The following is a 21,609-nucleotide window of genomic DNA, read 5'->3' as shown; positions in this document are numbered from 1 at the left end:
GGTTCTTATGTCCGTGCATCAATTTTGTTGGCGCATTCAAGCAGGCTGCAATCGCCATAGGAATAGAAGCGGTATTCGTTTTCGATGGCGTGGCTATAGGCTGCCTTCATCCGGTCAAACCCGGCAAAGGCCGAAACCAGCATAAACAGCGTCGAGCGCGGCAAGTGGAAGTTGGTCAGAAGCATATCCACCGCGCGGAACTTATAACCCGGCGTGATAAAGATGTCTGTCTCTGCCTCGAACGGTTCAACCACACCGTCCTCGCGCGCTGCACTTTCAAGAAGGCGCAGCGACGTGGTCCCGACCGCAATCACGCGCCCACCCTTGGCGTGCGTCTCGTTGATCAGATCGGCGATTTCCTTACTGATTGATCCCCATTCGGCATGCATCTTGTGATCATCGGTATCATCGACCTTGACCGGCAGGAACGTTCCCGCCCCGACATGAAGCGTAATCGTGCGGCGCTTGATCCCGCGCGCATCCAGATTGGCCAGAAGTTCCGGGGTAAAATGCAGACCTGCCGTCGGGGCAGCCACCGCGCCGTCCTTCTGGGCAAAGATGGTCTGATAATCGGACTTGTCCTGATCATCACCTCCGACCTCACGGCGGATATAGGGCGGCAGCGGCATGACGCCGTACTTTTCAAGGGCTGCAATCAGATCTGCACCCGACTTGTTAAAGCGCAGCGTAACTTCACCACCGTCCTTCTTATCCAGAACCTCGGCTTCGAATTCTTCATTGACCTTGAAGGTTTCCCCGATGCGCAGCTTCTTGGCCGGCTTGGCGAACGCCACCCAGGTGCCAAGGCCTTCCTGCTTATGCAGGGTGACTTCAACCTTGGCATCGCCGCGTTTACCAAAAAGGCGCGCTGGAATAACACGCGTATCGTTGGAAATCAGCAAATCACCGGGACGCAGAATATCGGGCAGTTCGCGCACGATACGGTCCACAGTTCCCGTACCGGAAAGATCAAGCATACGGGCAGCATCGCGCGGATTGGCCGGATGTTCTGCAATGCGTTCGCGCGGCAATTCAAAATCGAACAGATCGACTTTCATGGATCAGGGCAATTCCGGGTCAATTGAGAAAGCAAATGAAGGGGCGTCTTATGCGCCCCTTCGGAATAAATCACAAGGCCATGAACGGCATATCTGATCCGTCCTGGTCCTGCATCAGTTTGGGCCTTAGCCCCGGGCCGGTTCCGCATTGACGCGCGGGGTGACCACGCTCATCAACAGGCGGAACGGTGCAAGGCAGGTCAGCGCCATAATCATCTTGGCGGCAAAGTCGCCCATCGCCCACGTATCCCAAGGAAGACCCGTACCCGCAAACGCGATCGAGAAGAAAAGCGCGGTATCAACCGCCGAACCGATACCCGACGACACCAGCGGGGCCTTCCACCAGCTTGCGCGGCGCAGCTTGTCAAACACGGTGACATCCAGCATCTGAGCAATCAGGAATGCCGAACCCGATGCGATGGCAATGCGCGTATCGGCAAAGATCAGCGACAAAACAACCGCCAGCGCAAAACCGGCCAGCACGACAACACGTGCCGCCGCCGCACCGCGTGCGCGGTTGGTCAGATCGGTAACAAGGAAGGCGACCGGATAGGTGAAGGCACCATAGGTCAGCCAGTCGGCCAGAAGGCCCGGCAGCGGGTATTCGACCAGAATGTTCGATGCGACAACGGTCACCGCCATGGCGAGAACACCGAAAATGATCGCTTTCATCTGTTAGCCTTTCTAATCAAATGAACCCACGCATAACAAATCTCGCGGCCCACCAAACTGGGCGACGATCTCGGACGGATTCTGTGTAACTTTGGTGCGGCTGTTTACGCGCAGACCAAAGCCCGGTCAAGGAAAAACGGCGATCAGGAAGAACCTGATCGCCGCTGCAGATCGCTGCAAGTCGCCCCGGGGAAAATGGGGCTCCGCGCCGCGAAACTATATTCTTTTGCGATTACAGCATGATGCCGCGAATGGTGAAGAACAGAAGCGCCCCAAGGAAGGCCCCGGCCGGCACCGTCACCACCCACGCGGTTGCAATCGTCACCGCATAGCGACGACGCACCAGAAGGCGCTTGCGGAATTTCTTCTCTGCCTTTTCGGCTTCACTCGGATCAATCTGACGGAGTGCTTCGATATGCTCGTCCGCCTGCTCGTTCTCGCTACGATCCACCAGCATCGGCGGTGCGATCTGGCGACGACGATGTGACAGGCTTTCACGCAGGAAGCCAACCCCGAAGACCGCACCAACAGCAATGTGGGTCGAACTGACCGGAAGGCCCAGTGCAGATGCTACAATCACCGTAAGGGCGGCTGACAATGCCACGGTATAGGCACGGATCGGATCAAGCTTGGTGATTTTCGAACCAACCGTCTTGATCAGCTTCGGACCAAACAAGATCAGACCGGCAGAGATACCGACCGCGCCAATCACCATAACCCAGATCGGGATCGGGGCAGAGGTCACGATCTGACCGCTATCAACACCCGAAACAATGGCAGCGAGCGGACCAATTGCATTGGCAACGTCGTTGGAGCCATGCGCAAAGGAAAGCAGGGCTGCCGATACCACCAGCGGAATACGAAACAGCGATGCGATTTCCTTGCGACGTCCCGTCATGCTTGCCGATGCTCGGAAGACGGCCTTGCGCACCGGGATCACGGTCAGGAAGAAGGCAGCAATACCAATAGCGATCACGACCGGGGTATCGGCCTTCCAGATTTTTTTTACACCCTTCATCATCAGGTACATCGAAAACGCGGAAACCATCACGCCCACCAGGATCGGGACCCATTTGCGCGCAGCCGTCACACGGTCTTCGGTGTAAAGAATGCGGAATTTGATGAAGGCCAGAAAGCCTGCGGCGATCAACCCGCCAAGCACCGGTGAAATCACCCAGCTTGCGGCGATCTTGCCCATGGTCGGCCAGTTAACCGCCCCAATACCAACGGCCGCCATACCAGCGCCCATGACACCCCCGACGATGGAGTGCGTGGTGGAAACAGGTGCGCCAAGCCAGGTTGCAAGGTTCAGCCAAAGCGCTGCCGCCAGAAGAGCTGCCATCATAGCCCAGACAAAGGTCTTGGCATCGGGCATCTGGGTCGGGTCGATAATGCCGTTCTTGATCGTGCCGACAACATCGCCACCGGCAATGATCGCACCGGCCGCTTCGAATATCGCGGCAATCAAAAGGGCGCCAACCATGGTCAGCGCCTTGGAGCCCACCGCCGGGCCAACATTGTTGGCAACGTCGTTTGCGCCGATATTGAGCGCCATATAGCCGCCAATAACAGCGGCCGCGATCAGAAAGCCACTTTGCGGCAGTCCGCCCATGTGAAAGGCGACAAACGCACTACAGGCAAGCAGGAAGACAAGTGCCAGACCAAGCTTTGCACTGATCGAAGCGGTTTCACCCAGCCCCGCATCCATGCGTTTTTGCCACTTGAGATCCTTATCCAGAGCAGTTTTCTTTACCGACATAATCAACCGTTACCATCAAAGGGAATCGACGGGCGGATCATGTCGAAGCCGGACCTCTTTGTTAAGGTTTTTTTGCTTATTTATGACAATCCAACATCAACTTATTGAACTGAAACAAAAACGGCCCCGCGAAGCAGGGCCGTTTTATCAAGTTTGCAATGGTTTGACGCCTTAGCGACCGAACTGATTGAGCAGTCCTTTCAGAAGCCCCTTTGCCGCATCCTCGGCAGAACCACCGCCAGATCCGGAAGATCCGTCACCGCCAAGCGCCTTGTCGATCAGGTTATCAAGAACCTTCACAGCAACCTTGTCCATGCGACCGGTAATGGCCGGATCGTCGATCTTGCCTTTGGCATAGACGCTAAACGGTGGCAGTTCTTCGATCTTTTCGGAGAAATCGAAATCAGCCTGCGTATCCATGACCCAGCGCGGCAGATCAAGGGTCGCATCCGCATCCGCCGTCCCGACCCGCGAGATCGCCTCAACCCGCGTGGTTTTGGCAATACCGTTGGTAATGGTCATGTCTGCTTCGAGCGTCTGCAACAGATCATTGTTGCCGACACCTTCGACCACCATCGCTTGCGGTCCCTGACGCAGCAGGGCTTCGATATTCAAGCGCGGATCAGCCGAACGTTTATCGGCATTGCTAAAACGCACATTGTTCAGAACCAGATTGGCCGTCCCGTTAAGTGCGGATACCAGACGGCGGGATGTATTGCCCTGCGCATTGGCATCAAAGGTAAGCCCAACACCGCCAAGGATGGTATCGTTTGCAACCCGGATCGGTGCCAGGCTTTCAATTCGTGAACCATCGAGTTTCCCGGCAAGCGCCAGTTTGGGAACATCGGCACTGCGGGCATCAAAGGTGCCGTTAATGGCAAGGTCGCCCTGCCCCAAAAGCCCGGTAAAGGACGGAATGGTCAGAAGACCATTGACCAGATTGGCTTTCAGGTCCGGATTGATCAGGCTGTAGGTATCAAAGTCCAGCTGATCCAATGCAATCGCGATATCGGCATCAATCGAACGCAGCGCCGATACATCAATCACATTGTCATCCCACGGCGTGCCGTCGCGCGCATCAACACGGGTAACGTTTGTGGTTTTCGGCAGATTGAATGCCGCCTTGCGCGGACCACTGCCGATACCGGGCATAAGGCTTGCACGTTCTGCGGCCGGCAGGAACGGATCAACCACAAGCTTGCCACCCGAAAGGGCTACAGAAAGTTTGGGCTGTGCCTGCGAACCATCGAAACGAACGTTACCAGCCGTTTCAAACGCGCCAAGGATAAGCTTCAAGCCATCCAGTGCGACATTCTGCGCATTGCCCTGAACATTGCCCGACACCGCCAGACGGCCAAGGTTGCCCGATGGCGTATAAGTCGGCGCCAGAAGTTCCAGCGCACGGTTGAGGCTTGATGCCTGAACGGCAAGTTTGCCGTTAATCCCCGGATTGCTGCCCAGCATTTCCGAGACAACACCATCAAGCGCCACCTGCAGAAGCGGGTTGGAAACATCAACCGCAACCGTCGGCCCCGTCACCGGACCATTCAGGCCAAGATTGGCCTGAACACTTTTATAGCTGCTGGCCGGGGCCGGCAGGGTAATGCCGGTAAGCTTCGCCAGCGGCTCAAGCGTTTTGGCGGTGACACGCACCGACAAGTTATCGAATGCCGGAACATTGGCCGAACCGTTAAACACACCCTTTGCACTGGCCGAAAGACCAGCGGCATCGGCAACGGCAAAGTTGGTCAGGGTAATGTCAGGGCCGCTGATACTGCCATCAATTGAAATGCCACGTACCGAGACACCCGATGAAATGATTTCATCAGCCGCCAGTCGGTAATTGGCCGCCAACCCTTCAAGCGGGGCCAACGCATCCTTGATGACCTTGACCATATCGGGCTTCGCGGCAGACGCCGTGCCACTACCCGAAGATGCCGTTCCGCCATCACCAGAAGACGCAGAACCTGCATCCGAGGTCGTGGAGACAGAAACCTCTGCATCCGGGCTGGCGGCGATATATTGATCAAGGTTGATCCGATCAAGCTTGAGGCCAATACCCAAGGCCGGCAGGCCCGAACCACTCAAATTGGCAACAACCGCACCACGGATGGCGGTGTCATCAACCCGAAGATCAAGATCGGAAATATTAAGCTGTTCACTCGTACCCTTGATCCCGCCGGTCAGCGAGAAACGACGCAGACGATCCGCACGAATGCCATCGACATCCGCACCCAGCCAGCGAATAACCGCACGAATGTTTTCCGAAGCCACTTCGTAGCTCAGTGCGGCACTCGGTGTTGGTGTTTCACCGGAAATGCTGCCGAACACGGCAACGTCCGTCCCGCCCGGCAAACCGGCAGAGACTTCGTTTAGCGTCATCTTGCTGTTGGCGATTGCCGCATTGATCCGCGCATTGTGGACCGGTGTTTGATTATAGATCAGGGTTTCGACTTCAAAATCGATCGAGGCGGTTAGATCGGCCGGAATGGCCGGTGCATTGGCCGCACCGCTCTTCTTGACCGAACTTTGCGATGGAATGGATTGCGCACCACCTGCGGCATCGCTTGATGCAGTAGATGCACTCTCGGCACCACTTGCAGCAGGTGAGGACGCCGCATCGCCCATATCGGCCAGCACCAGAATGCTATCCAGATCAAGCTGGTTGAAGCGAAGCGCGACATCAGCACTGAGGCTCGGTTCCTGATCAATGGCAATCGCGCCCGACCCGCGGGTTTCACCAAAGCGGATCGAAAGGTCATTCAGCGTTACAGATTTGGCATTGGCGGTGATATGCCCGCCGAGATCAAGCGGCTTGGCCGCGATATCGGGGATATCGGCATGATCACCGGCAATCCGAAGGGCGGCTTCGCGCAGGTCGTCAAAATCGCTATCAATTTCGCCATCAAAACCGGGATTTTCGGATGAAAGGTCGACACGACCGGCGACGGTGACACCACCATCAACCTCATCAATGCCAAGCTTCAGGCTGACCGGGAACGGAGCCGTCTGGCTGATCTCGCCAACATTAAGCGCGAAGGTCAGCGGAATACCGCGATAGAAGACATAACCTTCACCCTCGATCGGGCCATTCAGGGTCTGTGCGGAAACACCAAGGGTCAGGCCCTCGATGCGTTCTTCGGAGCCCGGCGCACGATAGATGATGGTCGCATTTTCGATTTCCAGACGGTCGACCTGAATGGTGCTGGCAAAATCACTGCCGGCCTCTTCACCACTCTCAGCGGCAGCATCCCCACCTTCGGTCGGGGTAGACGCGGTTTCGCTACCCGCACCCGGCGTTGTGATCATACCGGCATCCGGGCCGGATCGCGTTGCCTGGTTGGGATCAAACACCAGGTTATTGCTGCCATCTTCAAAGGTTTCAATGGCAATCACCGGATTGATCAGGCTGACTTCGGTCACCTGCACATTGCCGGTCAGAAGCGGCATCAGGGCCACCGATACCCGGACTTCGCCGATCTCGACCATGTTGGCGTCCTGCGCGCCAGCCACATTGCCCAGACTGACATCGGTCGCAGTCAGTGACGGCGACGGGATCAGCGACATCGACAGATCACCGGCAAGGTTCAGTTCGCGGCCGGTGGCATCACGCACAGCCTGACTGATCTGTGCCTTGTAGCCATTCCAGTCGATCAGCGACGGAATGATAAGTAACGCGGCAACAAGAACCACGAGAAGTGCGCCAATTGCGGCTAGGATTTTTTTCAACAGTCAGGCTCCGCTAGATCGCAAGGTCATCCGCCGAATATGGCAGAAGCCCACAAAGGTTTGATTTCATGTCCGAAAGCATAAGGCTCGTGATGACTCTCGCAACAGAAAATGGCCAAAGATTATAGCTAATTTCGGGCAAGCTTAATCACTGTGTAACCCGAACGGCGCCCCTTTGTTCCGAAGGCACCATCTTCATGTGTGTCAGCACAGCCCCCTGATCAAGCATCACCTTGATATTACGTTATTTTGAAGGATTAAAAACAAAACCGGAATCCACGGAAAGAAAACCTTTAACGCCATTTGCGAATTTACCAATCGGCGAAATACGTAGTTTAAAATCAATTGGATGGTGGAAATCGGCTTTCAAAATGATACATTTTATAAAACAAAAAATTCAATCCTGACTTTCATTCCAACCGGATGATCGTTGTACGCAATCGCGACAGGGAGGATTAAAATGACCGATACAACAATCGAAACGCCAGAAAAAGCGGTCGAACCCGGTCAGCATGGAATCGCCATTCGGACCATCACCACCGATCAATCGGGTGCTTGGCTGCAAGCCGGTTGGCGCGATTTCAAACGTACCCCCGCCATCGGCCTGACCTATGGCGCCCTATGTACCATTGCCGGCTGGCTGATTGTGCTTAGTATTTTTCAATCCGGACAGCTCTATCTGACATTGCCGCTTGCTGCTGGTTTTATGTTGCTGGCCCCGTTGGTTGCGGTTGGTCTTTATGAAACCAGTCGCCGCCTTGAGATGGGGGAAAACGTTACCCTTTGGCACAGTCTGAATGGCTTCCGTCGCAATCCCGGTCAGATCGGTGCGATTGGCGTTCTGCTGATGCTGTTCTTCCTGGCTTGGACCCGCATTGCGATGCTGCTTTTTGCCCTGTTTTATAACGGCACCATGCCATCTCTTGATGTGCTGATTTGGCAGACATTTTTCTCGCGCGATGCGATCACCTTCCTGATCACCGGCGGCCTTCTTGGTGGTGTTCTGGCCGTTATTGCATTTGCGGTTTCGGTCGTCTCGATCCCGCTTCTGGTGGATCGCGATGTCGACCTCATTACTGCGATCATCATCAGTGTTTCGGCGTTTCGCAAAAACTGGAAGGTTCTGGTTGGCTGGGGTGCCGTTATTGCCATCCTGTCAGCCTGCGGCATGGTTGTCTTCATGTTCGGACTGGCGATTACGATGCCGCTTCTGGGCTTTTCAAGCTGGCATGCCTATCGCGGGATTATTGATGAAAGTCAGGCCGACGTTGCCCGCCTGCGCCGTCAGGTTCCCTGAGCCTTTCCCAGCAATCTATTTTACAAACGCCGCCCTTGATTCAGGGGCGGCGTTTTTCGTTGGCCTAACAAATTAAAAAGAATGATTCAGCGCGCGGGAACAAAACCCGCCCTTGGCGGTTTAAGCTTTGTGGCGATCAATCCGTGTAGATGCGGTGAGACATCGTTCACGACCCCGCAAACTTCACTGGCATGCTTGCCATAAATTGTCCAAGATCAGTCGGCAACAGATCGCTATCTGGTAACCAACTGCTTTCACGAGTTCATTTGATCATGCTCAACGTCCGCGCGTCTCGTCGTGTTATCGCTGTCTCAGCCTCCCTGTTTGCCCTGTTTGCGGGCACGCAAGGGGCCATGGCGCAAACCAACACGGCCGATGGACCGCAATCGACCCGCACCCCGGATGACAAGTGGGGAGTGTCGCTGTCGGTTGAAAACGATCTGTTCACGCCCACCAACAGCGATCAGCACTACACCAACGGTGTGCGCCTTGCCTTCATTTCGCCCGAAGATTCAGCCCCGGCAAGCTTTCTGAACGTTGCCAAACAGGTTCCGTTCTTTGCCTCCGAAGGCCGCATTCGCACCAGCTACTCGCTGGGCCAGACCATGTTCACCCCCGATGACATCACGATTGCGGAAAATCAGCCCGATGACCGCCCGTGGGCCGGGATGCTGTATGGTACAGCGGGACTTTTGTCCGATACCGGTCTTCAGAAAAAGGGATCGGACAGCAACTATTCGCGCATTGATACGCTGGAGCTGACCCTTGGCGTGGTCGGTCCGGCATCGCTTGCCGATGAAACGCAGTCCTTTGTTCATAAGCAGATCAACAGCCCGCATCCCGAAGGCTGGGACAATCAGATCAAAAACGAACCGATCATTGGCCTGACCTATGAAAGGAAATATCGTGGCTGGTTTGAAGCCGATCTTCTGGGGGTCGAGTTCGATGCCACGCCGCACGGCGCAGTGACACTTGGTAATGCCTTTACCAATGCGGAGCTCGGCACGATGTTCCGTATGGGCTTTGACCTGCCGGCCGATTACGGCCCACCGCGTATCCGCCCCAGCCTGCCGGGATCGGATTTCTTCGTCCCCGATACCGAAGGCTTCCCGCTGAGCGGCTATATCTTTGCCGGATTTGCCGGGCGCTACGTTGCGCGCGACATCACCCTTGATGGCAATACCTTTGCCGACAGCAACTCGGTCGACAAGGAGCCATTGGTTGGTGATCTGCAGATCGGTCTGGCGGTGATTATTGGTCAGGCACGCCTGACCTACACCCATGTCTATCGCACCCCGGAATTCACCGCCCAAAGCGGGGCCGATCAGTTCGGGTCGCTATCGCTTTCCTTCCGCTTCTGAGTGAAAAACAAAAACGGGGCCAAATGGCCCCGTTTTCAATGTGATAGACCTATTGGTCTGATGATATCAAAGTCCCGGGATCAGCTTGCCGGGATTCATCAGACCTTTGGGATCAAGGGCAGTTTTGATCGCGCGCATGACAGCGATGGTGTCTTCGCCATGCTCGGTCACCATGAAATCAAGCTTGCCATAACCAATGCCATGTTCGCCTGTGCAGGTACCCCCAAGCTTGAGTGCGCGTTCGACCATGCGACGATGCAAACGGTTGGCTTCTTCCATCTGGGCCGGGTCTTCGGGATCCAGCAGGATCAGGGTGTGGAAGTTGCCATCGCCAACATGACCAATGATCGTGCAGGTCAGCGGGCTGGCATCGCAATCAGCACGGGTTTCCGAAATCGCCTCGGCCAGTTTTGAAATCGGCACACAGACATCGGTCGGCATACCGGCCTTGCCCGGTTCAAGCTGAAGCGAGGCGTAATAGGCCTTGTGGCGTGCTGCCCAAAGCTTGTTGCGATCTTCCTGACGGGTGGCCCACTGGAATTCCTCGGCGCCAAATTCCTCGGCAACCGATTGCACGAATTCTGCCTGTTCCTTGACCCCGGCTTCGGTGCCATGGAACTCAAAGAACAGGGTCGGTGCTTCTTTGTGGTCGAGCTTGGAATAGTTATTCACCGCACGGACCTGCAGCGGATCCAAGAACTCGATACGTGCGACCGGAATGCCGGCCTGAATGGTCAGGATGACGGTATTAACCGCATCTTCAACCGTCGGGAAGGCACAGACAGCCGCCGACATTGCTTCGGGGATACCATAAAGTTTGAGGCCGATTTCGGTAATAACACCCAGCGTCCCTTCGGAGCCGACAAACAACCGGGTCAGGTCATAGCCCGCCGATGATTTGCGCGCGCGGTTGGCGGTCTTGATGATTTTGCCATCCGGGGTGACAACCGTCAGGCTCAGGACGTTTTCACGCATGGTGCCATACCGCACCGCGTTGGTGCCCGATGCCCGGGTCGCGGTCATGCCCCCGATCGAGGCATTGGCACCCGGATCAATCGGGAAGAACAAGCCGGTATCACGCAGATGATCATTCAGCTGTTCGCGGGTCACACCGGCCTGAACACGGCAATCAAGATCCTCGTTATTGACCTCAAGGATCTGGTTCATCTGCGACACATCGATGCAGATACCGCCGCGAAGTGCCGCAACGTGACCTTCAAGCGAGGAACCCGTACCAAACGGCACGATCGGCACATCGTGGGCGGCGCAAAGCTTGACCACCTCTGCCACTTCCTCGGTCGAGTTTGCAAACACAACCGCATCGGGCGGGGATGCTTCATGCCAGCTTTCATCCTTGCCATGCTGTTCAAGCACGGATGCGGAAGTCGAAAGACGATCGCCAAGCATCTCGCGAAGCGCGCTGATCAGACTTTCCGGGGTTTCGATACGTTCATACTCACGAACTGACATGATGTTTACTCTTTCGGCCTGTGTGGTCCTGATGGCGTTTGTCCGGGTTGCCTTGATACCGTGGGGAAGACAGCAGCGGACTGAAATTTGGCAGACACCCTACGCCGTGATGCCCGAAATTGGGATTACCTTTTACCCAAAACCGGCAAAAAATTATCACGACGCAGCTCTGCAAGGGATATGGGGATAGCGCATGCTTTGCGAAACCACACTATCCCCGCCATTTACGGTCGCCTCAATGCAACGCAGCGCCTAGCCCTTGTTACGGTCCTGCGGCAGGGCGGCGGCAATGCGATCCGCCAGACGCGAGAATGGCAAGCTTTGCAACCATACCGTCCCCGGCCCTTCAAGGGTCGTGACAAAAAGCCCCTCGCCACCAAACAGCGCGTTGGTAAAGCCGCCGACAAACTTGATGGAATAATCAATCGACGGGGTCATGGCCACCAATGCCCCGGTATCAACCCGAAGCGTTTCGCCCGCCTGCAAATCCTTGCGGATGATCGTGCCGCCAGCATGCATGAAGGCCATGCCATCACCACTCAGGCGCTGCAGAATGAAACCTTCACCGCCAAACAGGCCCGCACCGAGTTTCTTGGAAAAGGCGATGTCGATATCAATGCCAGCTGCCGCACACAAAAACGCGTCCTTCTGACAGATAATCTCGCCACCATGTTCCGCCAGATTAAGCGGCACCACCTTGCCCGGATAGGGTGCGGCAAAGGCGACATGTCCCTTGCCCGATCCTTCATGGACAAAGCTTGTGATAAAGAAGCCCTCGCCAGTCAGCATACGCTTGAAGCCGGAAAACAGGCCACCACCCGTGCCGGTCTGCATGGCAATGCCATCGCCCATATACATCATGGCCCCGGCCTCGGCCCGAACCCCTTCGCCGGGATCGAGTTCGATTTCAACCAGCTGCATCTCTTCGCCATGGATCGTATAGTCGATCACGTCTGCCATGTGGGCGTCTCCTGTTTATCTGTTTGGATTTCGTCTTGCGCACAAGTTTGGAACCTGTGGGTTTCAATCGCAAGAAAAAGGGGCAAAAACACGACAGCTCCGCCAAAGATCAGCTCATCGACTTTCCATTTCCCGGATCTATACAAGGGATCAAAAAACCACCCTCAAGATGTTGAAGCGAAAGCATTTTGTTAAGAGGTTTCTTATACTTCCTTATAGTACTGTGCTATAATGTAATTTGAGCTGATCAGGCAGATTGATCGGCATGGGGTAAAGGCGCGCACGATGGTCTTGCTTAAAAAGGTCGACTGGATCACCCAGGAAGAAGTCATGATGGCTTCACTGGACAAGTGGCAACGCGTTGTCGACCTGATGACGAAGCTTCTTGGTGCGACGGCCGGTTACGTTGTTGAATACAACGAAAAGCTGGGTTTTCTCGCAGCCCTGACAAGCAAGAATCCGGAAAACCCGTCTCCCAAGGTTTCGGGCAAGCCGCAATCGCTTGATGCCAATCTTTATTGCCGTCGCGTCGTTGGGGCCAAATCCGCCTTTTACGAACCCGATGCCAGCAACAAGCCCGAATGGGCCGATAACCCCGAAGTGGTCGAAGAAGGCTATATTTCCTATTTCGGGGTGCCGCTTATGTGGCCGAACGGCGTTGTTTTCGGAACGCTTTGCGTTTTCGATACCAAAGCAACGGCATATGAAAACACCCTTCAGGAATTGATGGAGGTTTTTCGCGACCTGATCGAAGCCGATCTGCGCCTGTATGAGCAGTATGAAATCATGCGCAACCTGTCGATGACCGATCCGCTGACCGGCATGAGCAACCGCGCAGGGTTTGAACTGCTTGCCCAGCAAAAGATCCGCATCGCCAAACGCTATCACCACAATATCGGGATCATCTTTATCGATCTTGATGACATGAAACACTGGAACGATGATTACGGCCATGCCGCTGGTGACGCAGCCCTTCGTGCCGTCGCCAAGGCCATCACCGACAGCATCCGCGAGGTTGATATTTGCGGCCGTATTGGCGGCGATGAATTTGCGGTTCTGGGCTATGTGCGCAATCGCGGTGATCTGACGACGATCATTACCCGGGTACGCAACGCCCTTGATCACGCCAAACTGACGGTCCCGACCTCAAAGTCGCCGATCCGCGAGACGCCAAAAATCAGTTCCGGTGCGTCGGTCTTCTTCGATCCGCTTGATAAGAGCCTTGAGGACATGATGGCGATTGCCGATCTTGAGATGTATCGCGACAAGAAAAGCCGCCGCAAGTAACCCCGCGCCGGCTAATCCCAAACCGTTTCAAGTCATAACCGAAATGTCATCCCCGCTGTGGCGAGCACTGTGGCATTAACCTCCCGGTATTCTTTTTGGGTAAAACTGATCCCAAAGGGTCCGCCCAAAAGAACAATGACTTAGAGTGCAAAACATGCAGATACGCAAAGGAACTGCAAACGATTTGCCAAACGTGCGTGCGATTTCTGAGCGCGCAACAGAGGCCTGCTGTCTTGTCGAGGAACTCGACGAAGCAACCAGCACCTTCGTTCATAGCCTAACGGAAGCAGCCATTGACGCATTTGTTGCGGGCATAGAATCTGACAATCATTCTGTGTATGTCGCCGCACGCGACGACGTTCTTCTGGGCTATGTCGTTGCCATTCACGATGCACCTGAAATCCGCTGGATCGTTGTTGATCCAACGGCACAAGGCAGCGGTGCGGGCAAGGCATTGATGATTGCCGCCCTTGATGTCCTGGCCGAAATCGGCGTGCGCAGCAATGTCCGCCTGACCGTTCCGGTGACCAATGAACGTGCCAAGGCGTTCTATCGCAAATTCGGCTTTATGGTGACCGGCCCGGTCAATGACCACAAGGTTCCCATGGTCGAAATGCAGCGCGCAGCTTGACAAACAAGCGCAGCCGTTCATGACAAGATCGAGCTCTCAGCCGTTAAGTCCCAATTACGAAAGCCCCCGAAAATCAATTTCGAGGGCTCAGTCGTTTTCCAAACACTTGATGAAACCATCTCAGAAATGATTTCAGTCATGGACTGAGAAAAGTACCGGAAGAATAAACGCCTTAACCAAACGTATCCGTATATAAACTCACGGCTTCTGCGTTCTACTTTTTCACAGTGTCAGGTTTGAATTACCAGCTTTTAGCCTCAATAAATGTTTCCGGATTCTGAACAAGAAAAGCCCCCACTACGGATTGCTCTTCGGTCAGGGGAACAAAATTTACACTCCGAGCGCGACAACCATACTCATCGACACTCTTCATGTTGATTTGTTTCTTCCAGCGATTCTTCTCATATTGGTTTATCCAGAACCTCACCGCTTTGTATTTTATAACATCGGCATAGTCAGTGGATGAGTCTGCTCTCTCTTGCTGCGTCAAAGTTAGGTTTTCCACGCTATCATAGCACTCAAAATCGAATGACAATGCTGCCAGTGAATGAGGGCGAGTCTCCGACCCCTGCCAAAACACTGTGACGGGCGTTGAAACTACTTTGGCAATTGGCCCCTTAGTCTCATCAAGGCGAGGAGCATGGGTTGCACATCCAGACAGCACAAGGGGCACTAAAACAGCCGTTACCAACAACAAAAATGAAGTGTCATGGAAATTATTTCTAACCATTTTGTCTTAACTTTCTGTGATCAATGGACAAATTGCGCAATGAGGCTAATCACCCGAAACAATGAGTACAAACACAGCGTGTTACTGTGATCAATATCACAGAGGTTTAGTTTTTCATTTTTGTGAGTATCGAGCTGACGTGACTAATTGGCACGATTAAAAAACTTGGCAGATGAGGTTGAGCAGTCTCGCGGCGCCTAGTTTTTTTATGTTCAGGATCTTCCGTTATCCCGCGATATTTGTCGTGGGTACAAAAAACTTCGCAACAGAATGACGAAATTCGACGCGCAACTAGTGAAGCTGTTGCAACAAAACAACAAAGTCGGCGTTTGGTTATTTGTGCTCAAGGGTACCGACATGTTTGCGGAATAGATCACGGACAACAAAATTGGCGCGCAGCTTGACAAATGCGCGCAATCGGACAACTTTGCGTCCGAACCTTAATCGGAGATTTTATGTCAGAGTCCCGGCACAGCCGCTGATCGCGGTTTGACAGCCTTGAGCCTTTCAACGCAAGACCGCTGATCAGCAGATCGGACCGCCTGCCCGACCTTAAAACCGGGTGCGCGTGACCGGTACTGTTGTGCCCGTCCCGATCGGAAACCGTTTTACCAACTGGTTTTCGGACTTTGACCGATGAATATTTCAAAAAATGAACAGCGCGTGCTTCATGCACTCGCTCAAGGCGGCCTGATCAAAGTGATCAAGGACGACAAAAACCATGTTCTCGAAGCAGATTGCATTACACGCGACGGATGGTTTCTGACCTCATGTACGCTTGATGTCTTCAAGAAATTGCGCAAACGCCGCCTGATCCGCTCACAAGGGGGTGCCCCCTATCGCATCACCCGTGACGGGCTCCTGGCAGTTCGCGCAGAACTATGTCAACGCTAACAGCAAAGCCCGGCTGCTTTGGCAGCCGGGCTTTGTCCGTTTTAACCGAATTCGCGTCTGGTACTATTGCGCAGCCTTCTCACCCGCAATCGCCTGTGCCCGTTTATAGGGTCCAGTAGGAATTTCCTTGGGATCGAAGGTTTCGGCAGAGGCGCGGCCCCAGCGGGAATGCCATTCGTGGAGTTCCGGAAGTTCGGTATCTTGCAACAGGAAGCCTTCGGGCAGATACGGATAGGCTTCGTTGCCATCGACAAATTCGTTGTCTTTCTGACGCACCATGAAGTGATAGGGCATGAAATTGCGCGGGTCGGTCAAACCGGCCGCCCCGGTGATTTCCGCCAATGCATGCATGGTGTTTTTGTGGAAGCGCGCGACACGTTCGCTCTTGTCGCCCGGATCAAGGGCGCGCTGGCGGATTTTGTCCTGTGTCGCGATGCCGACCGGGCAGCAGTTGGTATGACAGCTTTGGGCTTGAATGCAGCCCAGCGCAAACATGAAGCCACGCGCGGCATTACACCAATCAGCCCCAAGCGCCAGCGTACGCGCGATATCAAAGGCCGACACGATCTTGCCCGCTGCACCAATCTTGATCTGATCGCGGATGCCAGCACCACGCAGCGCGTTGTGGACAAAGGTCAGGCCTTCCTGCATCGGCATGCCGACGCGGTTGGCAAATTCGACCGGGGCCGCACCAGTGCCACCTTCCTTGCCATCGACCACGATGAAGTCCGGGGTGATGCCGGTTTTGAGCATCGCCTTGATGATCGACATGAATTCGCGACGGTGGCCAATACACAGCTTGAACCCGACCGGTTTGCCACCGGAAAGATCGCGCAAGCGACCGATGAATTCCATCAGGCCAATTGGCGTATTAAAGACGCTGTGCGCTGCAGGCGACACACAATCCTGCCCCATCGGGATGCCACGCGCCTCGGCGATTTCCGGGGTAATCTTGGCCGATGGCAACATGCCGCCATGGCCCGGTTTTGCGCCTTGGCTCAGCTTCACCTCGATCATTTTGACCTGCGGGTCGGCCGCAGTTACGGCAAATTTTTCCTCGGAAAAACTGCCATCTTCGTTGCGCGCACCGAAATAGCCCGACGCCACCTGATAAATCAGATCCCCGCCACCTTCGCGGTGATAGCGTGAAATGCTGCCTTCGCCGGTATCGTGCGCAAAGCCACCCTTCTTCGCACCCTTGTTGAGCGCCAGGATGGCGTTGCCCGAAAGCGCGCCGAAGCTCATGGCCGAGATGTTATAGAGGCTACAATCATAGGGCTGCTTGCAATGCGGGCCGCCAACACGCACCCGGAAATCGGTATCCGTAATGTGCTTGGGCGCGACGGAATGGGTGATCCAAGAATAGCCCGATTTATAAACTTCCTCGATCGTGCCGAACGGGCGTTTGTCTTCGACACCCTTGGCGCGCTGATAGACAAGACCGCGTGCCTGACGGCTAAACGGAATTTCGTCCTGATCGCTTTCAAGCAGGTATTGGCGTATTTCCGGACGGAAGCTTTCGAGGATGAAGCGGATATGCGCACTGATCGGATAGTTGCGTAGGATCGAGTGCTTGTTTTGATAAAGGTCATGCAACCCAACCAGCACCAGCACACCGAAAATGGCGGCCGGCACCCAGAACCAGCTATCCATCGCCAGCGCAAGGACCCCTGAGGCCAAAGCCAAAACCACAACACTCGCGATCACGAAATAGCGCTGGTTCAATATGAAGAATTTCACGGTGCTCTCTTCCTGTCCTGTTCAGGCCGATCTGATCCCCCGAAATACCGCCTGTGCGGGCAGGCATCTGGTATTTCGCATCCAAGATAGCAGCAACATCCATGATCATCGTTGATTTGACCACGGGCCTCAATGGCAATGTCGTTGATTTTTAATGAATCCCCACGTGAATTGCATGTAGGGACGATCTTTCGAACATCAAGAAAAAGCCGCCTTGCAACAGGGAGCAAGGCGGCTTTGGGGACCGGAAACATCAGGTGTTTAAGGGGGGGGGGAACACATTCCCGGCCCGGGACATCTGGTTGGGTGGGCGGTCAGGCCTTGCCGTAACCGCCACCGCCCGGGGTTTCGATGACAAAGACATCGCCCGGATGCATTTCCGCACCGTCGGTGCCCTTGAGCTCGATCACCGTGCCGTCGATCCGTTCGATGGCATTGCGACCAAGCTGCCCGGGTTCCCCACCCTGGCATGCCTGAACCGGCACGCGACGGTGGTTGGACAGGATCGATGCGGTCATGTCTTCAAGGAAGCGGACACGACGGATCGCACCATCGCCGCCCTTGTGCTTGCCCGCACCACCGGAACCCTTGCGGATTTCGAAGCTTTCAAGCAGGACCGGGAAGCGCCATTCAAGAACTTCCGGATCGGTCAGGCGCGAGTTGGTCATATGCGAATGAACAGCTGCCGTACCATCAAAGTCGGGACCGGCACCGGTACCGCCACAGATGGTTTCGTAATACTGGTGCGTATCATTGCCCCAGGTGAAGTTGTTCATCGTGCCCTGACCACCCGAAAGCACACCAAGGGCGGCATAAAGCGTATCGGTGACATGCATGCTGGTTTCGACGTTACCGGCAACAACGGCGGCCGGATAACGCGGGTTAAGCATCGATCCTTCGGGCACGATCAGGTTGACCGGCTTCAGGCACCCGGCATTAAGCGGAATGTCATCATCAACAAGCGTTCTGAAGACATACAGTACAGCCGCACGGGTCACCGCAGAAGGCGCGTTGAAGTTGTTATCAAGCTGATCGGACGTGCCGGTGAAATCGACCGTTGCCGAACGGGTTGCCTTGTCGATGGTGACCTTGACGCGGACGACCGCACCATTGTCCATCTCGTAGGCGTATTCACCGTCTTTCAGCACGTCGATGACACGACGCACGCTTTCTTCGGCGTTGTCCTGAACGTGCTGCATATAGGCATGCACCACATCAAGGCCAAAGTGATCGACCATCTTGCGCAGTTCCTGCACACCCTTTTCATTGGCCGCGATCTGTGCGCGCAGATCGGCGATGTTCTGATAAGGGTTACGTGCCGGGTATTTTGCCCCTTCCAGAAGATCGGTCAGACCTTTTTCATCAAACGCCCCCTGATCAACCAGTTTGAAGTTGTTGATCAGAACGCCTTCTTCTTCAAGAACGCGCGAGTTTGGCGCCATGGAGCCCGGGGTGATGCCGCCAACATCAGCATGGTGACCACGCGATGCGACATAGAACAGCACTTCCTTGCCATCATCGCCAAATACCGGCGTGATCAGGGTGATGTCGGGCAGGTGGGTGCCGCCGTTATACGGGTCATTGAGCATATAAACATCGCCCGGTTTCATTTTCCCGGCGTTATTATTGATCACGGCCTGAACAGACTCACCCATCGAACCAAGGTGGACAGGCATATGCGGGGCGTTGGCGATCAGAAGACCTTCCTGATCAAACACCGCACAGGAGAAGTCCAGACGTTCCTTGATGTTGACCGAGTAGGACGTGTTGGCAAGGGTGACACCCATCTGCTCGGCAATGTTCATGAACAGGTTGTTGAACACTTCAAGCATCACCGGATCGGCCTGGGTCCCGATGGCCTCGGTCCGTTTCATCGGCACAACACGGTTCAGGATCAGATGATCAAGGCCGTTGACCTTGGCTTCCCAACCCGGATCGATCACGGTGGTGCCGACAGGTTCCACGATAACGGCCGGACCACGGACGGTCGCACCCGGTTTGAGGTTTTCACGTTTGTAGAACGGGGTTTGCTCGGTTTTGCCATCGAACACGACCGGACGGGTCGCCAGCGGCTTGAGCATGACTTCCGCGCCACCCAGTTCTGCCATCGCTGACGGCAGGCTCTGGGTTTCGCCAATGGCTTCGACCGCGACGGCCTCGACGACCAGCGGCTTCTCGCTCATGACAAAGCCGTAGCGCTGTTTGTGCTGCTCTTCGAACTGGGCCTTGATGGCATCGACATCGCCGAAATCAACGATCAGCGGGGTGTCGGTACCGTCATACCGCAGATGCAGGCGTTTCAGCAGGCTGATCTTGTCATCAGAAATGCCCTGCTCTTTCAGCTCAGCCAGGGCATCAACTGCCAACGCATCAAGCTGCTTATCAAGATCGGCAAGTCCTTCGGCTGCCAGTTGACCTTCGACGGCCTGTTCACGCATGGCGCGGATATCGGCAAGGCCCATACCATAGGCCGACAGAACGCCCGCGAACGGATGAACAAAGACCTTGGTCATGCCAAGGGTATCAGCCACCTGACAGGCATGCTGACCACCGGCACCACCGAAGCACTGCAGGATATAGTCGCTGACGTCATAGCCGCGCTGCACCGAGATCTGTTTGATCGCGTTTGCCATGTTTTCAACAGCAATACGCAGGAAGCCTTCTGCGACTTCTTCGGGGGTGCGGATCTGGCCGGTGTTCTTTTCGATATCGGCCGCCATTTCCTCGAAGCCCTTGCGGACGGCTTCGGCATTAAGCGGCTCGTCACCTTCGGGGCCAAAGACATTCGGGAAGAAGTCCGGCTGGACCTTGCCCAGCATGACGTTGATGTCGGTAACGGCAAGCGGACCACCACGGCGATAGGCCGCCGGGCCTGGGTTTGCGCCGGCACTGTCCGGGCCAACGCGGAAACGCGCGCCGTCAAAGTGCAGGATCGACCCGCCACCGGCGGCGACCGTGTGGATTTTCATCATCGGCGCACGCATGCGCACACCGGCAACCTGGGTTTCGAAATCGCGTTCGTATTCGCCGTCATAATGCGAAACGTCGGTCGAAGTACCGCCCATGTCGAAACCGATGACCTGCTTATAGCCATCCATTTCTGCAGTACGGACCATGCCGACCACGCCACCAGCCGGACCGGACAGGATTGCGTCCTTGCCCTGGAACTTGGCCGCATCGGTCAGACCACCGTTGGACTGCATGAACATCAGCTTTACGCCACCCAACTCACCGGCGACCTGTTCGACATAACGACGCAGGATCGGCGACAGGTAGGCATCAACCACGGTGGTATCGCCGCGCGATACCAGCTTCATCAGCGGGCTGACCTGGTGACTGGTCGAAACCTGGGTAAAGCCGATGTCACGGGCAACCTTTTCGGCCGCCAGTTCATGGGCGGTATAGCGATAACCATGCATGAAGACGATGGCACAGGCACGAATGCCGCTGTCATAAACTTTCTGCAGATCAGCACGCAGCGCATCAAGGTCCATGCCTTCAAGCTCGTGACCCTGCGCGTTAAAGCGGCCCGCAGTCTCGATCACGGTTTCATAAAGCGTTTCGGGCAGAATGATGTTGCGATCAAACAGACGCGGGCGGTTCTGATAGGCCAGACGCAGCGCGTCGCGGAAGCCCTTGGTGGTGACCAGAACGGTGCGGTCACCCTTACGCTCCAGCAGGGCGTTGGTCGCAACCGTGGTGCCCATCTTGACGGCTTCGATCTTTTCTGCCGGGATTTTTTCACCCTCGGCAACCTCAAGCAACTCGCGGATGCCCTGAATGGCGGCGTCCTTGTAGCGTTCGGGGTTTTCCGAAAGCAGCTTGTGGGTGACAAGCGTGCCATTGGGCTTGCGGGCAACGATATCGGTAAAGGTGCCGCCGCGATCAATCCAGAACTGCCATTTCGGCTGTCCGGTCGTCTGCGAGGTGGGCGAATTTTGGTCGAGCGGTGCCATGATGCGCACTCCTTAAGGCATCTGTAGTCAGAAAATTCGAATATTTAAGTCAGTTCAGTCGATCG

14 protein-coding genes are annotated in these 21,609 nt (G+C 55.3%); 5 read left to right on the top strand and 9 right to left on the bottom strand.

The annotated features are described in order from the left end of the window. Positions 1 to 5 precede the first annotated feature (5 nt). The 4 genes from queA to CMO10_RS09475 form a co-directional block, all read right to left on the bottom strand. A complete protein-coding gene (gene queA, locus CMO10_RS09490; RefSeq protein ID WP_297021171.1) occupies positions 6 to 1,058 on the bottom strand; it encodes a tRNA preQ1(34) S-adenosylmethionine ribosyltransferase-isomerase QueA in 1,053 nt (350 codons plus the stop codon). A gap of 126 nt (positions 1,059 to 1,184) precedes the next feature. Further along, positions 1,185 to 1,730 carry a VUT family protein gene (locus CMO10_RS09485; protein ID WP_297021168.1) on the bottom strand — a complete coding sequence of 182 codons (546 nt, stop codon included), beginning with the start codon at positions 1,728 to 1,730 and terminating at the stop codon, positions 1,185 to 1,187. Positions 1,731 to 1,962: 232 nt separating this feature from the next. Then, positions 1,963 to 3,489 (bottom strand): inorganic phosphate transporter, encoded by a 1,527-nt coding sequence (locus CMO10_RS09480; RefSeq protein ID WP_044828026.1) that lies wholly within the window; start codon positions 3,487 to 3,489, stop codon positions 1,963 to 1,965. Positions 3,490 to 3,660: 171 nt separating this feature from the next. Continuing rightward, positions 3,661 to 7,218: an AsmA family protein gene (locus CMO10_RS09475; RefSeq protein WP_297021165.1), complete on the bottom strand. Its 3,558-nt coding sequence runs from the start codon at positions 7,216 to 7,218 to the stop codon at positions 3,661 to 3,663. Between the two features lie 460 nt (positions 7,219 to 7,678). Between CMO10_RS09475 and CMO10_RS09470 the strand changes: the two genes are divergently transcribed. Both CMO10_RS09470 and CMO10_RS09465 read left to right on the top strand, forming a co-directional pair. Next, complete coding sequence (locus CMO10_RS09470) at positions 7,679 to 8,515, top strand: DUF2189 domain-containing protein (RefSeq protein WP_297021162.1); 837 nt, start codon at positions 7,679 to 7,681, stop codon at positions 8,513 to 8,515. A 272-nt stretch (positions 8,516 to 8,787) separates the two neighbouring features. Next, positions 8,788 to 9,876, top strand: a complete 1,089-nt coding sequence (locus CMO10_RS09465; protein WP_297021159.1) for a lipid A deacylase LpxR family protein — start codon at positions 8,788 to 8,790, stop codon at positions 9,874 to 9,876. A 66-nt stretch (positions 9,877 to 9,942) separates the two neighbouring features. On the opposite strand, the gene CMO10_RS09460 is transcribed toward CMO10_RS09465, so the two are convergent. Beyond that, positions 9,943 to 11,346 (bottom strand): FAD-binding oxidoreductase, encoded by a 1,404-nt coding sequence (locus tag CMO10_RS09460; protein WP_044828022.1) that lies wholly within the window; start codon positions 11,344 to 11,346, stop codon positions 9,943 to 9,945. Positions 11,347 to 11,598: 252 nt separating this feature from the next. Beyond that, positions 11,599 to 12,306, bottom strand: a complete 708-nt coding sequence (locus CMO10_RS09455) for a TIGR00266 family protein (RefSeq protein WP_297021153.1) — start codon at positions 12,304 to 12,306, stop codon at positions 11,599 to 11,601. A gap of 285 nt (positions 12,307 to 12,591) precedes the next feature. On the opposite strand from CMO10_RS09455, the gene CMO10_RS09450 reads away from it, so the two are divergent. Both CMO10_RS09450 and CMO10_RS09445 read left to right on the top strand, forming a co-directional pair. Continuing rightward, a complete protein-coding gene (locus CMO10_RS09450; RefSeq protein WP_297021150.1) occupies positions 12,592 to 13,593 on the top strand; it encodes a sensor domain-containing diguanylate cyclase in 1,002 nt (333 codons plus the stop codon). 154 nt (positions 13,594 to 13,747) lie between these two features. After that, positions 13,748 to 14,224: a GNAT family N-acetyltransferase gene (locus CMO10_RS09445; RefSeq protein ID WP_297021147.1), complete on the top strand. Its 477-nt coding sequence runs from the start codon at positions 13,748 to 13,750 to the stop codon at positions 14,222 to 14,224. 241 nt (positions 14,225 to 14,465) lie between these two features. Here CMO10_RS09445 and CMO10_RS09440 read toward each other — a convergent pair whose 3' ends face one another. Further along, a complete protein-coding gene (locus CMO10_RS09440) occupies positions 14,466 to 14,954 on the bottom strand; it encodes a hypothetical protein (RefSeq protein ID WP_297021145.1) in 489 nt (162 codons plus the stop codon). Positions 14,955 to 15,590: 636 nt separating this feature from the next. On the opposite strand from CMO10_RS09440, the gene CMO10_RS09435 reads away from it, so the two are divergent. Beyond that, a complete protein-coding gene (locus tag CMO10_RS09435) occupies positions 15,591 to 15,848 on the top strand; it encodes a YjhX family toxin (protein ID WP_297021142.1) in 258 nt (85 codons plus the stop codon). Between the two features lie 63 nt (positions 15,849 to 15,911). Here the strand turns inward: CMO10_RS09435 and CMO10_RS09430 are convergent, their stop codons facing one another. Further along, positions 15,912 to 17,588, bottom strand: coding sequence for an FMN-binding glutamate synthase family protein (locus CMO10_RS09430; protein WP_297021139.1), 1,677 nt, complete (start codon positions 17,586 to 17,588; stop codon positions 15,912 to 15,914). Between the two features lie 314 nt (positions 17,589 to 17,902). Further along, positions 17,903 to 21,544, bottom strand: coding sequence for a hydantoinase B/oxoprolinase family protein (locus tag CMO10_RS09425; RefSeq protein ID WP_297021135.1), 3,642 nt, complete (start codon positions 21,542 to 21,544; stop codon positions 17,903 to 17,905). Positions 21,545 to 21,609: the final 65 nt, after the last annotated feature.

This window comes from Thalassospira sp. (genome assembly GCF_002709775.1).
GTDB lineage: Bacteria > Pseudomonadota > Alphaproteobacteria > Rhodospirillales > Thalassospiraceae > Thalassospira.
The sequence above is the reverse complement of the archived record's forward strand: the minus strand, read 5'-3'. Positions and strand labels throughout refer to the sequence as shown.

Bases quoted from the DNA above. Each gene is read 5' to 3' on its own strand.
- queA (WP_297021171.1), bottom strand. From the start codon at position 1,058: ATGAAAGTCGATCTGTTCGATTTTGAATTGCCGCGCGAACGCATTGCA.
- CMO10_RS09485 (WP_297021168.1), bottom strand. From the start codon at position 1,730: ATGAAAGCGATCATTTTCGGTGTTCTCGCCATGGCGGTGACCGTTGTC.
- CMO10_RS09480 (WP_044828026.1), bottom strand. From the start codon at position 3,489: ATGTCGGTAAAGAAAACTGCTCTGGATAAGGATCTCAAGTGGCAAAAA.
- CMO10_RS09470 (WP_297021162.1), top strand. From the start codon at position 7,679: ATGACCGATACAACAATCGAAACGCCAGAAAAAGCGGTCGAACCCGGT.
- CMO10_RS09465 (WP_297021159.1), top strand. From the start codon at position 8,788: ATGCTCAACGTCCGCGCGTCTCGTCGTGTTATCGCTGTCTCAGCCTCC.
- CMO10_RS09460 (WP_044828022.1), bottom strand. From the start codon at position 11,346: ATGTCAGTTCGTGAGTATGAACGTATCGAAACCCCGGAAAGTCTGATC.
- CMO10_RS09455 (WP_297021153.1), bottom strand. From the start codon at position 12,306: ATGGCAGACGTGATCGACTATACGATCCATGGCGAAGAGATGCAGCTG.
- CMO10_RS09450 (WP_297021150.1), top strand. From the start codon at position 12,592: ATGGTCTTGCTTAAAAAGGTCGACTGGATCACCCAGGAAGAAGTCATG.
- CMO10_RS09445 (WP_297021147.1), top strand. From the start codon at position 13,748: ATGCAGATACGCAAAGGAACTGCAAACGATTTGCCAAACGTGCGTGCG.
- CMO10_RS09440 (WP_297021145.1), bottom strand. From the start codon at position 14,954: ATGGTTAGAAATAATTTCCATGACACTTCATTTTTGTTGTTGGTAACG.
- CMO10_RS09435 (WP_297021142.1), top strand. From the start codon at position 15,591: ATGAATATTTCAAAAAATGAACAGCGCGTGCTTCATGCACTCGCTCAA.
- CMO10_RS09425 (WP_297021135.1), bottom strand. From the start codon at position 21,544: ATGGCACCGCTCGACCAAAATTCGCCCACCTCGCAGACGACCGGACAG.